Origin of the sequence: Sporolactobacillus sp. KGMB 08714, assembly GCF_036598985.1 — a bacterium.
GTDB lineage: Bacteria > Bacillota > Bacilli > Bacillales > Sporolactobacillaceae > Sporolactobacillus.
Map to the genome: position 1 here is coordinate 98,841 of NZ_JAUUBW010000012.1, position 15,766 is coordinate 114,606.

Here is a 15,766-nt window from a genome sequence, read left to right on the forward strand (position 1 = left end):
TAAAGCCATTAATAAAAAGAGGCCCGGTTAACCCCAGGCCCCCTTTTATCTTGTCCGTATCTCCGGCACTGCTTATTTGCTCTTAATACGCGCTTTTTTACCGCGCAGATTGCGCAGATAATAAAGCTTCGCACGGCGAACCTTGCCGTGGCGGACAACTTCAATTTTATCAATCTTAGGCGAATTCACAGGAAACGCTCTTTCGACACCCACGCCGTAAGATATTTTGCGAACGGTGAATGTTGCGCTGATCCCGCTGCCGTGGCGCTTGATCACGACGCCCTCGAAAATCTGAACACGTTCGTGTGTGCCTTCAATGATCTTCACGTGTACTTTCAAAGTATCGCCCGGTCTGAAATCGGGAATATCGTTCCGAAGCTGTTCCCTTGTAATTTCATCAAGTATATTTGGCATATTAAAATGGCCTCCTTCCGTACAAATGCTCTTACAGTCCGTCAAACTGCAGCGGAACATCGTATTCTGCTCATAATTGCCACGAAAACTATGTTACCATAACCGATCCGCTTCGTGCAAGTTAAAATTCGGGAACGGGCCTTTGGCCGGCTCCGCAAAGTCTCATTCCATATTTTCGCGTCTGAATTCCGCGAGCCACTCCGTTTCTTTCTGTGAAAAGGCACGGCCTGTCAGCAGATCCGGGCGGCGCAGAAACGTCCGTCTTAAAGATTCTTTGCGGCGCCATTCGGCAATTTTTTCATGATTGCCGGACATCAGCACATCAGGCACCGTCATTCCGCGAAAATCGGCCGGGCGGGTATAATGAGGATGCTCGAGCAGCCCGTCGGAGAAAGAATCTGTGACTGCCGATGTGTCATTTCCGAGCACTCCCGGAATCAGGCGGACAATACTGTCGATCATTGCCATGGCGGCAAGCTCTCCCCCGGTCATGACGAAATCGCCGATCGAATATTCATCTGTGACCAGGTACCGGGGAATCCGCTCGTCGAATCCTTCATAATGCCCGCAGATAAAGATCAGCTGCTCCTCGGCCGACAGTTGTTCCGCATCTTTTTGCCTGAACGGTTTCCCCTGAGGAGAAGTTAAAATAATACGCGGAGAAAAATCGGCCTCCGTGCGAACAGCTTCGATCGCGTCAAAAATCGGCTGCGGCATCAGGACCATGCCCGCGCCCCCTCCGAACGGATAGTCGTCCACTTTTCTATGTTTGTTTACCGTGTAATCGCGAAAATCTGTGATGTGGTAAGAGACGGCACCCTTTTCAGCAGCTTTCCCGAGGATCGACTCGTTAAACACTTCATGAAACATGGCGGGAAACAGCGACAGAACATCAATCCTCATCATCGATCAGTCCCGGAATCAAATGCACCGTAATACGCCTGTGTTCGGTGTCAACGGCCTTTACGACATCCGTAATGTACGGCAGCAGTAAATCTTTTCCCTTTGTCCGGATCACCCAGACATCGTTGGCTCCCGGTGAAAGAATCTCTTTGACCTCGCCGAGATGCTCTCCGGCGTCGGTAACGACATCCGCACCAATAATCTGGTGGTAATAAAAATCGCCGTTCTCAAGTTGTGCAAGCTGGTCTTTTGAAACATAAAGCGAACATCCCTTGTATTTCTCAACTTCGTTGATTGTGCCGAAGCGCTCAAAGGTAAGAAGATCGAACTGCTTGTGGCGCCGGTGTTCGGCGACCGTAAGCGGCTCGTACGACGACGTGCGGTCATCGTGAACATAGAGCACCGCGCCCCTGGCAAACCGTTTTTCGGGAAAGTCCGTTACACTGACGACTTTCACTTCACCTTTGATTCCGCGGGTATTGACTATTTTTCCTACATAGATCCAGTCTGTCACTGAACTTCCTCCTCATCCGATGGCTGAAAGGCATCGCTTCCGCAGGCGAAAAAGAGAAGGGCCGGTTTCCCTCCTCTTTTTCTTTGCACTTATTCACGAATCAGGAACTGGACGTTTTTCCCCTTTGCACTGCCTGCGGCGGAGACAATCGTGCGCAGAGCTCCGGCTACACGGCCGCGTTTGCCGATCACTCTGCCCATGTCCTTCTTATTCACAGCAAGAACATAGGTAATCTGTTTCTCATCTTCCTGTCTCTGAATCTGAACATCCTCGGGGTAATCAATGAGCGGGACAACCATGGCTTTAATCAGTTCGTCCATTGCGCTTCCGCTCCTTAAAATTTCAAATTCTGAAGATTATTTTTTCAGCTTGCTGTTGTGGAACTTTTCCATCAGGCCCTTTTTCGAAAACAAGTTGCGCACCGTATCGGACGGCTGCGCGCCCTTTTTCAGCCAGTCAAGCGCCTTTTCTTCATTCACATCAAATGTTTTCGGCGTTGAAACCGGATTGTAAGTCCCTATTTCCTCAATGAAGCGCCCGTCGCGCGGTGCACGTGAATCCGCAACAACGACTCTGTAAAAAGGACGCTTCTTGGCTCCCATACGTTTTAAACGAATCTTAACTGACATAAACAAACACCTTCCCCTTTAAAATTATCAATCATTTTATCAACTTTTCGAAGAAACGGATGATCACATAAACGGCAGGTTAAACGGATTGCCGCGTTTCTTCCCCTTCGCCTTGCCCATAAACTGTTTCATCATTTTCTTCATGTCTTTAAATTGTTTCAACAGCCGATTGACATCGGCGATCGATGTACCGCTGCCAAGCGCAATCCGTTTTCTGCGGCTGGAGTTGATGATCTCCGGATCGCTTTTCTCCGACGGCGTCATCGAGCGGATGATCGCTTCGATCTGGTCGATTTTCTTCTCATCGATCTTCATGTTCTTCATGCCCTTGAAACGATTGGCTCCGGGCATCATCGCCAGCAGATCGTCGATCGGCCCCATCTTGCGGACCTGGCCGATCTGATCGAGAAAATCGTCCAGAGTAAAGCTGACAGACCGCAGCTTCTGCTCCATCTCCCGGGCTTTTTTTTCATCGACGGAGGCCTGTGCCTTCTCAATCAATGAAAGAACATCGCCCATTCCCAATATACGCGAAGCCATGCGGTCAGGGTGGAACGGTTCGATTGCATCCATTTTCTCGCCCGTTCCGACAAACTTGATCGGCGTTCCCGTGACGGATCGGATGGAAAGTGCCGCCCCGCCCCGCGTGTCTCCGTCCAGCTTGGTCATGATGACGCCGGTAAGATCGAGACGGTCGTTAAAACTGCCGGCCACATTCACGGCATCCTGGCCGGTCATCGCATCGACGACCAGGAAGATTTCGTCCGGATGGCTGATCGCTTTGATCTGTTCCAATTCATCCATCAGCACATCGTCCACGTGCAGCCTTCCTGCCGTATCAATCAGGATCACATCATTGTGCTCCGCCTTTGCCTGCTCAATACCCTGGCGGACAATCTCCACCGGGCTGACCTTATCGCCCAGCGTAAAAACCGGGATATTCAGCTGCCCGCCCAACGTCTGCAGCTGCTTGATCGCTGCCGGGCGGTAAACATCGGCGGCAATCATCAACGGTTTCTTATTGTTCGCCTTGCGGATAAAATTGGCCAGTTTTGCGGCAGAGGTCGTTTTCCCGGCACCCTGAAGGCCGACAAAGAGAATGATGGTCGGCGGTTTAGCGGCAAAGTTCAGCTTGGTCTGATCTCCGCCCATCAGGTTCGTCAGTTCCTGCTGAACGACTTTGATCACCTGCTGTCCGGGCGTCAGACTTTTCAAAACTTCCTGCCCGACCGCCCGTTCCTGTACACGGCGGACAAATGATTTAACGACCTTGAAGTTGACATCGGCTTCAAGAAGCGCCAGGCGGATCTCACGGCCCATCTGCTTCACATCGGCTTCGGAAACCTTGCCCTTGCCGCGAATTTTCTTCATCGTCTCCTGCAGTCTGCCTGCAAGGCTTTCAAATGCCATTCTTCCCACTTCCTAGTCTAAATTTTCCAGCTTGTCAAGAGCCGAATTCAGCTTCCGGTGTTCTTCGCCGCTCAGACAGTTTGCCTGCTCCCTGAGTTCGGAAATGAGAGAAAGACGCGCCCGATATTTGCGCAGCAATCCCAATTTTTCCTCGAACGCCTCAAGCGCGGCTTCCGCCCGCTTCAGGTTGTCATAGACCGCCTGTCTCGTCACCTGGCATTTTTCGGCTATCTCGCCGAGTGAAAAATCATTAAGATAATAAAGATTTAGATATTCCTGCTGCTTAGAAGTGAGAAGCGGCTGATAGAAATCGTATAGGGCGTTGACCCTTAAGATCTTCTCAAGCATGGCAAAATCCCCTTGACTGTAAAGGTCTTTTACTTTACGGAACAATGATACAGGAACAGTCTTGGCCTGTCAAGTTTTTTCCTTCATTTTTATGATTGCCGCGAAGAATCTTCTGCTTCTGCTTCGCCATCCGACGTTTCAAACATGGCGGAAACGAGTCCGTACACAAAAGCATCGGCATCAAAGACATGCAGATCGTTGATTTTTTCTCCGAGGCCGACGAGTTTCACCGGAAGGTCCAGCTCGTGGCGGACGGCCAGCACAATACCGCCTTTAGCCGTACCGTCCAGCTTCGTCAGGACAATTCCCGTGACATTTGAGGCCTGGCGAAAAAGCTTGGCCTGATTCAGCGCATTCTGGCCGGTCGTCGCATCGAGAACGAGCAGCACTTCCTGCGGCGCTCCCGGCAATTCCCGGGCTATGACCCGTTTGATCTTCTCCAATTCTTTCATCAGGTTGACTTTATTCTGGAGCCGGCCGGCCGTATCGCAGATCAGTACATCCGAATGCCGGGATTCTGCGGCCTTCAGAGCGTCAAAGACGACCGAAGCGGGATCGGAACCTTCCCGGTGTTTGATCACGTCGATGCCGGCACGGTCTCCCCAGACCTGGAGCTGGTCGATCGCCCCGGCCCTGAACGTATCCGCTGCCGCAAGCAAAACGGTTCTGCCTTCACTCTTCAGCCTGTTTGCCAGTTTGCCCGCCGTCGTCGTTTTGCCCGCACCATTGACACCGACCATGAGAATAACCGTCAGTCCGTCCGGATTCAGGTTCAGTTTTGTTTCATCCGGATTCTTTGTCAGGAATCCGGAGAGTACTTCGACAATGACGTCTTTCAGCTTATCGCTGTCTTTAATATTGCGTGTCCTCGCTTCATCTTTTAATTTTTCAACCAGATCCATCACGGTCGTGACGCCGACATCGGACTCAATCAGAATATCTTCCAATTCTTCAAAAAAGTCCTCATCCACCTTGCGATAGCGTTTGACAAGGTTGTTCATTTTTTCTGAGAACGACTGTCTCGTTTTCGACAGGCCGTCACGAAATTTATCGGTCACCGTCTCCGTACGCCCTGTCAGCTTCTCCTTCATTTTACTGAAAAAGCTCATGTCTTTCCCTCCTTCGCAGTCTTTTTTTATTTCAAAACGGTTTCTATCAGCGATTTGCCGAGATCAGTTCTTCTGTTTCTTCGAGGCGGACGGATACCAGCCGCGATATCCCGGATTCCTGCATGGTAACGCCGTACAGCACATCCGCATGCTCCATTGTCCCGTGACGGTGGGTCACGACAATAAATTGCGTCTCAGCGCTGAATTTCTTCAAAAAACCGGCAAAGCGGTCGACATTGGCGTCGTCAAGCGCCGCCTCCACTTCATCGAGCACGCAGAAGGGAACCGGACGTACCTTAAGAATGGCAAATAGAAGGGCGATCGCCGTCAGTGCACGCTCTCCCCCCGAGAGCAGAGACAGGCGCTGCAGTTTTTTCCCCGGCGGTTCAGCCAGGATCTCAATACCGCTGTTCAGCAGATCATCCGGATCAATCAGCTTCAGATCGGCCCGTCCTCCGCCGAAAAGCTCCTGAAAGACCACCTGAAACTGTTCCCGGATTTTTTTAAACGTTTTTGAAAAACGCTGCCCGACTTCGCGGTCCATCTCCGTCATGACATTCTCCAGCGTTGCTCTCGCTTTCAGCAGATCGTCTCTTTGTGCAGCAAGAAAATGTTCCCGTTCCGAAACATCCTTATATTCGTCTATGGCGCCGAGATTCACAGTCCCCAGCTCTTCAACAGCCCGTTTAATCAATTTTACTTTTTTACGGGCTTCCGCCACATCCATCGTCAGCGGATATTTCTCCCTGGCCGCTTCGATCGTCAGTTCATAGTCTTCCCGCAACGTATCCAGCAAATGATCCAGCTGGACGTCCAGACGGCCCAGTGCCAGATTTTCTTCCTGAAAAGCATTGGTCAGCCGATCAAGCGCCTGCCGCTTTTCTTTAAGAAGCCGTTCTTCTTCCGATAAATGTTCCTGTTTGCCGCGGCGAAGCTCTTTCTTTTCTGTCAGAAGCCCGCTGAGTCTTTCTTTTTCCAGTCTTGCTGCCTGAACTTTCTGTTCAAGCGTCTTTGTACTGTCGGACTGATCCTTTAATTCCGAATGGACATCGTCGATGGATAATCTGAGCGCCTCGATAGAAGCAATCAGATCATCGACACGTGCGCCCGACTGCCCTGCTTTTTCTTTCTGATGAGCGACGATCTGCCCCTGCCTGGCGGTTTCCACCTTCAGCGAAGTAATCTCCGCCTGCAGAGCCGCCTTGCTGGAATCGCGGTTCTTTCTGTTCTCAGACAGCCGATCAATGCGCGAACTCAGATCCTCTCCCTTTTGTGTGTGCATGGCAAGATCGCGGTCGATTTCCTTCAGGCGCTGCGCAATCGTCTGCTGTTCGGAAGTAAAGTCTCCGGTTTCCCTGGCGAGCAGCTGATATTTCTCGGAACTGTTTTTTTCTTCTGCTTCCGCTTCATGAACCTGCTCCTCAAGCTTCCGGTAGGTCTCGGCCGCCTGCCTGACGTTTTCCCGCAATTTCCCCGTCCGCAGCTCATCGGCAGCGATCCGGTTCTTCAGTTCTGAGAAGCCGCGCTCCAGTTGCTCTTTCTTCGCGCGCATCTCCCCGATCTGCGCCGTAAGCCGGTCAATTTCCGCCGCCCGCCCGATTAAGCCGGCGCGGTTCTGCCGCAGACTGCCGCCGGTCATTGCGCCGCCAGGAGCCACGACATCGCCGTCAAGCGTCACAATTCTGTACCGGTAGCCCAGCAGCTTGGCCAGGCTGTTGGCCCCCGCCAGGTTCCGGGCAATCACAACCGCTCCGAGCAGATGCCCGATCACATCACGGTATGTCTGATCGCAATGAACGAGTTCCTCGGCTGTCCCGACAAAATCGGGATGTTTGGAAAGGCGTGTCCTGTCGCCGTAAGGAAGCGATCGTGCCTTCATAACGGAGACGGGCAGAAAGGTCGCACGTCCCGCCTGACGGCTGCGTAAAAAACGGATCGCTTCCCTCCCCGATGCCTCATCAGAGACGATCACGTGCTGGGACGATGCCCCGAGCGCCGTTTCGACCGCCGTTCCGTATGTTTTATCCACATGAATAAGCTCCGCCACCGCTCCGTGAATGCCGGAGAGCTTATTTCTGTTTTTCAGAACAGCCTTGACGCCCTGATTATAACCGGCATATTCTTCCCTGAGCGCCTCAAGCATTTCCCTTCGCGAGACGGCTTGCTTAATCAAAAGGTCGACTTTTTCAAACGCTTCTTTCTGCCTGCTGTAGCGGTCATGTTCCTTTTCCAGCTGCGATTCGCATGCTGCCAGCGTTTTTTGCAGATTCGTGCCTTCTTCCGCTTGCCGCTTCATTTCAAAAACAAGTTTTTCTTTTCTCTTCCGCGCATCCTCGGCGCTTTTCCGGACGTCTTCAGAATTTGCTTCCACCCGATTTTTCTTTTGCAGAAGCGACTTCTGCTGATCGTTCAGATAGCGCCGCTCATTGCGCATGGAAGCCTGCCGGTTGAGCACTTCGATGTACTCGCCCTTCAGTTTTTCAATCCTTTCATCGAGATTATGTTCAAATCCGTCGAATTCGGCCAGCTTTCCTTTCAGCTTTTTCTGAAGCTCATTCAGTTTTAAACGCTCCGCCTGATAGGCCGACTCGCTGCCGTTCAGGGCACGGCGCTCGGACTCGAGCTGCTCCTCGAGCTTTTCGAGCCGTTCTTGCAGTTCCAGGGCGCTGCTTTTCGCATGTTTCCGGCGCTCGGCCGCCACTTCTTTTTGACCGAGCATTTTCTCGACCTTTTCACCCGATTCGGCCGACTCTGACTGCAGAAGGTCGATATCGCGATTCAATCTGTCAAGAGCCTCACGATTCGAACGAAAAAGCTTCTCTTTTTCTTCAATGTCAAGAGCCATCGCCTTTTTCTTCTGATTCAGGCTCTCCGCGCGGCTTTTTGAAGCCGACCAGTGCGTATGTACCTCTCCGATATCGTAGGCAAGAAGCGCAACATCGACTGTTTCAAGCTCTTCTTTTTTGGCCAGATACTCCCTGGCGGTCGACGCCTGTTCTTCAAGCGGACCGAGCCGGCTGTTCAGTTCATGCAGAATATCTTCGACTCGATTCAGATTGACCACGGCTTCTTCCAGTTGTTTCTCCGCTGTTTGTTTACGCAATTTATATTTCAGCACGCCGGATGCTTCTTCGAAAATTCTTCGTTTATCTTCGGCTTTGCTGTTTAAAATTTCATCGATTTTCCCCTGGCCAATGACGGAATAGGCTTCTTTTCCAAGCCCGGAATCCATAAAAAGATCAACGATATCTTTAAGCCGGCAGCTCCGGCGATTCAACAGAAACTCGCTGTCGCCGGAACGGAATACCCGCCTGGTCACGCTGATTTCGCTGTAATCAAAAGGCAGGTAATGATCCGTATTTTCAAGCGTCAGCGTAACCTCCGCCATATTAACCGCCTTTTTGGCGTCGCTTCCTGAAAAAATAATATCTTCCATCTTCGAACCGCGCAGCGATTTTGCGGACTGTTCTCCAAGGACCCAGCGGATCGCTTCCGTAATGTTGCTCTTGCCGCTTCCATTCGGTCCGACGACCGCGGTCACACCGGGAACGAACTCAACAGATGTTTTATTGGCAAACGATTTGAAGCCGGAAACATCCAGTCTCTTGAGATACATCCCGATCCCTCCGTTTCTATTAACTCCATCATTTTAGCACATCGCCTGCCTTGCCGGGACCCGGATAACAAAAACAGCCGAGCGTTCCCGGCTGTTTTTGTTATCCGTCGATACTTTTGAGCGCCTCGCGTGCTGCACTCTGTTCGGAATCTTTTTTTGAATGTCCCCGTCCGCTGCCGATCACTTCGCCGTTCAGAAGGACTTTCGATAAAAATTCACGCTGATGGCCGGGTCCCTTTTCCATAATGACGTCATAATCGAGCTCTCCAAGGTCTTTTCGCTGGATCGTCTCCTGGAGCTGGCTTTTAAAATCCATCACATGGGAAAAAGTACCGTCGCTGATCCTGGGATAGACAACCCTTTTCAAAAACTGATTGACCGTATCCAGACCCTGATCGAGATACAGGGCGCCGATGAACGCTTCGAAAACATCCGCCAGCAGGGCCGGCCGTTTTCGTCCGCCCGTAGCCTCCTCGCCGCGGCCGAGAAAAATCTTATTTTCGAATGACAGCGAGGAGGCAAACTGGACAAGCCCGGTTTCGCAGACAATAGCGGCGCGGAACTTGGTCATATCGCCCTCCGACAAATCCGGAAAATGTTTGAACAGATACTGCGAAACCATTAACTCAAGTACAGCGTCTCCCAGAAATTCCAGACGTTCGTAATCCTCCTGCAGCTCGCGGCGATGCTCATTCACATAGGATGAATGGGTAAAAGCCTTTTTCAGCAAAGCTTCATCCGTGAAAATAATCGAAAACTCTTTTAGAAACTGATGGAGCCTGTCAATCGTTTCTTTTTCATATTCCTTCACTTTTTTTGAAACGGACATCAGCCGTCACCTCCAATTGCCCCCAAACCTGATCATTCAGCCATCCGTCAAGAATGGGTGAAATGAAAGAAAAAAGTCCCGTATCCATAAATGATTACAAAACGGGACTTCATTGTTATGATGTCAAGATTTGTGGCTCTGTATGTAAGTAACGACATCGCCAACCGTTTGAATTTTTTCTGCATCTTCATCAGAAATTTCCAAATTGAATTCATCTTCCAGTTCCATGACAAGTTCCACAATATCGAGAGAATCGGCGTCGAGGTCTTCTTTAAAAGAAGCTTCAGGCTTTACATCTGCTTCATCCACATCCAGCCTGTCGACAACGATTTTTTTTACACGTTCCAGTACATCATCTTCTGCCATGTCTTCACCCCCTCTCAAGGACACACATTTAAAAAATAACAGGAAAATAAATATGAGTCAAAATAATCTTCCGCCTTTTTGCGTAAAAGCCGCCGCCTATCAAAACACACGCCTAAATCATTTTATTGCATCGCCATACCGCCGTCAACACTTAAAATCTGCCCGGTCATATAGCCGCTGTCCTCCGAAGCCAGAAATTTGACAACCCCGGCCACATCTTCCGGCGTCCCAAGCCTATGAAGAGGAATCTCCGACTTCATCTTTTCTTTAATCTTTTCCGGAAATTTTTCCGTCATTTCTGTTGAGATAAATCCCGGAGCGACCGCATTGGCCGTGATGCCGCGTGAGGCAACCTCGCGGGCCGTGGATTTGGTCAGGCCGATCACACCTGCTTTGGCGGCGACATAATTCGCCTGGCCCGCATTGCCGAGGATGCCGACGACCGAGGCCACATTGATAATCTTCCCCTGTTTCTGCCGCATCATCGGACGAAGCGCCGCCTTAGTCACAAGAAAAACACCTTTGAGATTTGTATTCAGCACGGCGTCCCAGTCTTCTTCCTTCAGCCGCATGATCAGACCGTCGCGTATGATTCCGGCATTGTTGACAACGATGTCCAGATGTCCGAATTTTTGAACGGCCGTCCGCACCATCTCCTGAACATCTTCCTCATTTGCTACGTCGCACTGGTAGGTCAAGGCTTCCGTACCCAGTTCCCTGATCTGCGCTGCTGTTTCTTCGGCCCGGGTTTTATTGCCCGAGTAATTGACGACGACCGAGGCCCCCGCACGCGCCAGTTCAAGGGCAATCGCCTTCCCTATTCCTCTTGAAGCGCCGGTGACCAGCGCCGTCTTATCTTTGAGTATCAAATTATTTTCTCCCCCCAAGCTTCCCGGCCGTCTCTTTCAAAGTTTTCAGATCATTGACTTGAAGAATAACGGCACCGCGATGAATTTTCTTAATCAGCCCGGAAAGTACCCTTCCCGGCCCGACCTCGATATAAGTATCGACCCCCAGCGATTTAAGCTTTTCAACGGATTCGATCCAGCGCACCGGCGAATAGAGCTGTTCGATCAAGTGAACACGGATCTCGTCGGCTGTCGTTTCCGTTTGCGCCGTGCTGTTGGCCACGACCGGAATTTTCGCATTCTCAAAAGGAAGCCCGTCAAGTATTCTACGCATTTTTTCCGCCGCCGGTTTCATCAGCTCGGAGTGAAACGGCCCGCTGACCGAGAGCGGAAGGACGCGGCGGGCACCTGCTTCCCTGGCCAGCTGCGACGCCTCCGCCACACCGTCAACGGTACCGGAAATCACGATTTGTCCCGGAGCATTCAGATTGGCAATCTGAGCCGATTCGTTCCCGGCCGATGCTTGTCCGCATACTTCTTTAAGAGCGGCGGCGTCAAGGCCGAGAACGGCGGCCATGGTTCCCCGGCCTGCCGGGACGGCGGCCTCCATGAGCAGGCCTCGTTCCCGGACCGCATAAACCGCATCTTCAAATCCGAGCACGCCCGCAGCATAGAGCGCACTGTACTCGCCGAGGCTGTGGCCGGCCAAATAGTCGGCTTTGATCCCTTCCCCGGAAAGCAGCGCGTGCAGCGCCGCACTCACGGTCAGAAGGGCCGGCTGCGTATTTTCCGTCCGTTTCAGCTCTTCTTCCGGTCCGTTCAAAATCAGATCGGTTAAAGAGAAACCGAGGCGGGTGTCGGCCGCTTTAAAAATTTTTTCCGCTTCCGGTACCGCTTTAATCAGATCCGCACCCATGCCGACACTCTGCGATCCCTGTCCCGGAAATACAAATGCACATTTACCCATATTCATCAAACCTCCTGAATCACAAGCCCAATATGCTGATGTTGAATCGTCATTTCAGTCACGGCAAAAGCATATGAAAAGAGGCGGGACTGCCGGACCCTATGCCCGGCAGCGGCAATAGCTTCACTTTCGCGCCCGCCCTCTTGCGCCGTGCGAGCGATACATAGTAAAAGTGCCCTTAAAAACGTGATCCTGTCCTGCATAACTGTTCACTTCCACGATCGTGCGTACCCTTTCCACCCGCGTCACCCTCGCTTTAGCAATGACGCGTTCTCCGACCCTGACCGGCCGGATAAAATGAATCGACGCTTTGGATGTCAACGCCAAGTCGTCATCGATCACCGCGACGGCAAGCGAGTTGGCCTGGGCGAACAGATGGTGTCCTCTTGCGATCCCCGTGCGTGAAAAAACAAGGTCCTGATTGATTTCGAGCAGAGAAATGGCACTCGAATCGAGCTGCAGATCGACAATTTCCCCGATCACTTCATCTTCGTGAAGAGCCTTGACATCGTCGAACTGCCGCCTCGCCACATGCTTGATCCGCTCTCTTAACTCGGGTATCGAAAGCTCCAGGCGATCAAGCCTGATCGTCTGAACACTGACCGAAAACTTGTGCGCCAGCTCGTCATCGGTGACAAACGGATTTTCGGCAATCGTTTGTTTCAATAACGCCTGCCGGTCCATTTTGCTTTTTCTCATTACTTTGACACCGTCGCTTCTAACGTCCTTTTAAGACTAGGTAATAATAGTAAGTATATCATATCCACCGCTTTCCGGGTAGCTGTACATGGCATTTTCCGGCTGCGACTCCGGCTGCAGGGAACTCTGCCCGGCTTAGTCCAGCTGCTCATGATTCAGAATGCCGGCTTCCACCAGCGGCTTTCGCAGCGGCAGAAACGCTTCACTCTTCCAAAAATGCGGATCTTTTACCAATCTCGCGGCATCGTCTCTTGCTGCCGCCAGTGTCCGGTAATCATGGACCATGTCGGCAAGCCTGAACTGAGGCAGACCGCTTTGCTTCTTGCCGAAAAAGTCGCCGGGTCCGCGCAGTTTCAAGTCAAAAGCCGAAAGCCGGAAGCCGTCCGCCGTTTCCGTCATCATTCTCATCTTTTCCATGGCGGTTTCTGAGCGGCTATTTGCGACGAGCACGCAATAAGATTGGCTGTCGCCCCGGCCGACGCGGCCGCGCAGCTGGTGAAGCTGAGAGAGCCCGAAGCGGTCGGCATCGTAGATCACCATAAGCGTCGCGTTCGGCACATTCACCCCGACTTCCACGACAGTCGTCGATACAAGCACATGAGTCTTGTTATTTTTAAAGCTGGCCATTACAGCTTCTTTTTCTTCCGAAGCCATTCTGCCGTGCATCAAGCCGACGCAGTAATCCGGAAGCGCCCGGGTCAGCCGCGCATGAACATCCATTGCATTCTGTACATCAAGCTGCTCCGACTCTTCGATCAGCGGGCAAATAACGTAGGCCTGTCTGCCCTGTCCCAGTTCGCTCCTCATGAATTGAATGACCCGCTCCATCATTTCATGACGGACCCAGTACGTTTTAATCGCCTTCCGGCCGCCGGGCATCTCATCGAGCGTCGAGACATCCATATCGCCGAAAACGGATATTGCCAGCGTGCGCGGTATCGGTGTCGCCGTCATGTAAAGCACATCCGGATCCTGCCCTTTGCCGCGCAATTCTCTGCGCTGTCCGACACCGAATCTGTGCTGTTCATCGGTAACCACAAGCCCGAGCCGGTTGAACACGACCTCGTCCTGAATCAGGGCGTGCGTGCCGACCAGTACATGGATCGTGCCTCCCTTCAGCCCGTCAAGAAGCAGTTTCCTGCGTTTTCCACGGATGCTTCCGGTCAATAACGCTACGTTGACGGAAAAAAGCCCGAGCAGTTTTTGCAGGCCGTCCGCATGCTGTTCCGCGAGAATTTCCGTCGGAGCCATCAACGCGCCCTGATAGCCTGCAGTCGCGGCCGCATAAAGCGCGATCGCCGCAACGACGGTTTTTCCCGAACCGACGTCTCCCTGAAGAAGCCGGTTCATCGCAGCCGGCGACGCCATGTCGTGCAGAATCTCATCGACCACTCTTTCCTGAGCGCGTGTCAGGGAAAAAGGAAGGGCGCTGAGAAAATTCCGGAGACGGTCTCTTTGGACTGCCATGGCGACCCCGTGTGAAGAGCGCCGCTTTTTCAGCCTGTACGCCTGCATTTTCAGCTCGTAATTCAGAAATTCTTCATAGACGAGGCGGCGTCTGGCCTGCCTCAATCTGCTCCGCTCCGAGGGAAAATGGATTTCGCAGATGGCTTCCCTGCGCCCCATTAATTTGTAATCTTTAATTATTTCTGAAGGAAGATTTTCGGTGAGGCTGTCGGCATACTGCCGGAGGGCCTGTCTGACGATCGCTCTCAGGCGTCTGACCGTCAGGCCGCCTTTGACCGGATAAACCGGAGCGATGCTTTCATCACGTTTCGGCAGCCCGATATGGAACTCCGAAGCGGTCAGAACGGCCCGGTTTTTTTCCCATTTTCCCGTGACTGTGACTTCGTCCCCCAGCTTCAGCCTCTTTTTTAAGTACGGCCGGTTAAAGGCGACCACCGTAATTAAATAACGGCCGGAAAGGACACGGATGGCGAGCCTCGATCTTTTTTTGGCATAAAAGGTAAGAACCGGTTCGCTGTGCACCTTGCCGGCAACCGTGACATGCTGATCATCGCGGACGTCCGCCAGATCCCTGATTTCGTAATTGTCATAACGATAAGGATAATAGCTGAATAAATCTTCAAGGGTGACGATGCCGAGCTGTTTCAGTTCTTCCGCCGATGTCCGGCCGACACCCTGCAGATCGCAGACAAGCTGCCGGTCACTGGAAATCGTCATCGCTGATCAGGCACCGACGGGCGGCCGGTCCGGCCGAATATTTCATTCTTCAGCTTTTTCCCGGACGGAGTAGCGGCCAGCCCTCCCTGGGCCGTTTCCCTGAACGCCGCCGGCATCATTCTGCCTACCTGGTACATAGCGCCGATGACTTCGTCGCAGGGAATCTTGCTTTGAATGCCGGCCAGCGCCATATCGGCGGCGACAATAGCGGTGGATGCGCCGATGGCATTGCGCTTGACACACGGGACTTCAACCAGCCCGGCCACGGGATCGCAGATCAGTCCAAGCATATTTCCGAGTGCGATCGCCATAGCGTGGGCCGACTGAAGCGGCGTTCCTCCGGCCAGTTCCACAGCCGCCGCCGCTGCCATGCCGGCCGCCGATCCGACTTCCGCCTGGCAGCCGCCGGCAGCCCCGGATATCGATGCGTTATTGGCAATGACGAACCCGAACGCGCCGGCAGTGAACAGATAGCGTACCATTTGTTCCCGCACCGGCTGCAGTTTCCGGGCCAGCCCGAACAGCGTACCCGGCACAACGCCTGCCGAACCCGCAGTCGGCGTGGCGCAGATCGTCCCCATGGCCGCATTGACTTCGTTGGTCGCCATGGCATTTACTACGGCATTGAGCAGAACATCCCCGGAAAGAGAGCGGCCCGACGACAGATATTTCTGAAGAAGCCGGGCATCTCCGCCGGTCAGGCCTGAATGCGAACGAATGTCTTCATGAATGCCTCTTTGTACCGCTTTTTCCATCACATCAAGATTGTCTGCCATTCTGGAAAAGATATCCTCACGGCTTTTTCCTGTCGTTTCCCTTTCAGTCTGAATCATCACTTCGGAAACAGGCAAACTCCTGTCTTGTGCCAGTTCCACCAATTCTGCTACAGTTTTGAACATAAAGAAAATCCCTCCGTGCCTTTCGTCAATG

16 protein-coding genes are annotated in these 15,766 nt (G+C 52.4%); all 16 read right to left on the minus strand.

Features of this window, described 5'->3' with window-relative positions; genetic code table 11:
- Positions 1–72: 72 nt before the first annotated feature.
- The gene (rplS, locus tag Q6A92_RS06610; protein ID WP_332237443.1) at positions 73–414 is read right to left on the minus strand and encodes a 50S ribosomal protein L19; all 342 of its coding nucleotides are present in this window, start codon (positions 412–414) and stop codon (positions 73–75) included.
- A 162-nt stretch (positions 415–576) separates the two neighbouring features.
- Positions 577–1,317: a tRNA (guanosine(37)-N1)-methyltransferase TrmD gene (trmD, locus tag Q6A92_RS06615; protein WP_332237444.1), complete on the minus strand. Its 741-nt coding sequence runs from the start codon at positions 1,315–1,317 to the stop codon at positions 577–579.
- Entirely contained in the window at positions 1,307–1,831 is a 525-nt protein-coding gene (gene rimM, locus Q6A92_RS06620) for a ribosome maturation factor RimM (RefSeq protein WP_274397440.1), read from the minus strand. Before rimM ends, trmD begins: the two co-directional genes overlap by 11 nt.
- Positions 1,832–1,920: 89 nt before the next feature.
- Positions 1,921–2,151 (minus strand): KH domain-containing protein, encoded by a 231-nt coding sequence (locus Q6A92_RS06625; RefSeq protein WP_274397441.1) that lies wholly within the window; start codon positions 2,149–2,151, stop codon positions 1,921–1,923.
- 36 nt (positions 2,152–2,187) lie between these two features.
- Positions 2,188–2,460, minus strand: coding sequence for a 30S ribosomal protein S16 (gene rpsP / locus Q6A92_RS06630; RefSeq protein WP_274397442.1), 273 nt, complete (start codon positions 2,458–2,460; stop codon positions 2,188–2,190).
- 63 nt (positions 2,461–2,523) lie between these two features.
- Positions 2,524–3,870 carry a signal recognition particle protein gene (gene ffh / locus Q6A92_RS06635; RefSeq protein WP_274397443.1) on the minus strand — a complete coding sequence of 449 codons (1,347 nt, stop codon included), beginning with the start codon at positions 3,868–3,870 and terminating at the stop codon, positions 2,524–2,526.
- Between the two features lie 12 nt (positions 3,871–3,882).
- Positions 3,883–4,218 (minus strand): putative DNA-binding protein, encoded by a 336-nt coding sequence (locus Q6A92_RS06640; protein ID WP_274397444.1) that lies wholly within the window; start codon positions 4,216–4,218, stop codon positions 3,883–3,885.
- Between the two features lie 89 nt (positions 4,219–4,307).
- Complete coding sequence (gene ftsY, locus Q6A92_RS06645) at positions 4,308–5,327, minus strand: signal recognition particle-docking protein FtsY (protein WP_332237445.1); 1,020 nt, start codon at positions 5,325–5,327, stop codon at positions 4,308–4,310.
- A gap of 46 nt (positions 5,328–5,373) precedes the next feature.
- Positions 5,374–8,943, minus strand: coding sequence for a chromosome segregation protein SMC (gene smc, locus Q6A92_RS06650; protein ID WP_332237446.1), 3,570 nt, complete (start codon positions 8,941–8,943; stop codon positions 5,374–5,376).
- A gap of 100 nt (positions 8,944–9,043) precedes the next feature.
- Positions 9,044–9,772, minus strand: coding sequence for a ribonuclease III (gene rnc, locus Q6A92_RS06655; protein ID WP_274397447.1), 729 nt, complete (start codon positions 9,770–9,772; stop codon positions 9,044–9,046).
- A gap of 123 nt (positions 9,773–9,895) precedes the next feature.
- Positions 9,896–10,138, minus strand: coding sequence for an acyl carrier protein (gene acpP / locus Q6A92_RS06660; protein WP_274397448.1), 243 nt, complete (start codon positions 10,136–10,138; stop codon positions 9,896–9,898).
- Between the two features lie 122 nt (positions 10,139–10,260).
- A complete protein-coding gene (fabG, locus tag Q6A92_RS06665) occupies positions 10,261–11,004 on the minus strand; it encodes a 3-oxoacyl-[acyl-carrier-protein] reductase (RefSeq protein WP_274397864.1) in 744 nt (247 codons plus the stop codon).
- A gap of 4 nt (positions 11,005–11,008) precedes the next feature.
- Positions 11,009–11,953 (minus strand): ACP S-malonyltransferase, encoded by a 945-nt coding sequence (gene fabD / locus Q6A92_RS06670; protein WP_332237447.1) that lies wholly within the window; start codon positions 11,951–11,953, stop codon positions 11,009–11,011.
- A gap of 123 nt (positions 11,954–12,076) precedes the next feature.
- Positions 12,077–12,652 carry a transcription factor FapR gene (fapR, locus tag Q6A92_RS06675; protein WP_274397450.1) on the minus strand — a complete coding sequence of 192 codons (576 nt, stop codon included), beginning with the start codon at positions 12,650–12,652 and terminating at the stop codon, positions 12,077–12,079.
- A 135-nt stretch (positions 12,653–12,787) separates the two neighbouring features.
- On the minus strand, positions 12,788–14,836 hold the full coding sequence (recG, locus tag Q6A92_RS06680; protein ID WP_332237448.1) for an ATP-dependent DNA helicase RecG: 2,049 nt from the start codon (positions 14,834–14,836) through the stop codon (positions 12,788–12,790).
- Positions 14,833–15,735, minus strand: coding sequence for an L-serine ammonia-lyase, iron-sulfur-dependent, subunit alpha (gene sdaAA / locus Q6A92_RS06685; RefSeq protein WP_274397453.1), 903 nt, complete (start codon positions 15,733–15,735; stop codon positions 14,833–14,835). The genes recG and sdaAA overlap by 4 nt, the downstream gene beginning before the upstream one ends.
- Positions 15,736–15,766: the final 31 nt, after the last annotated feature.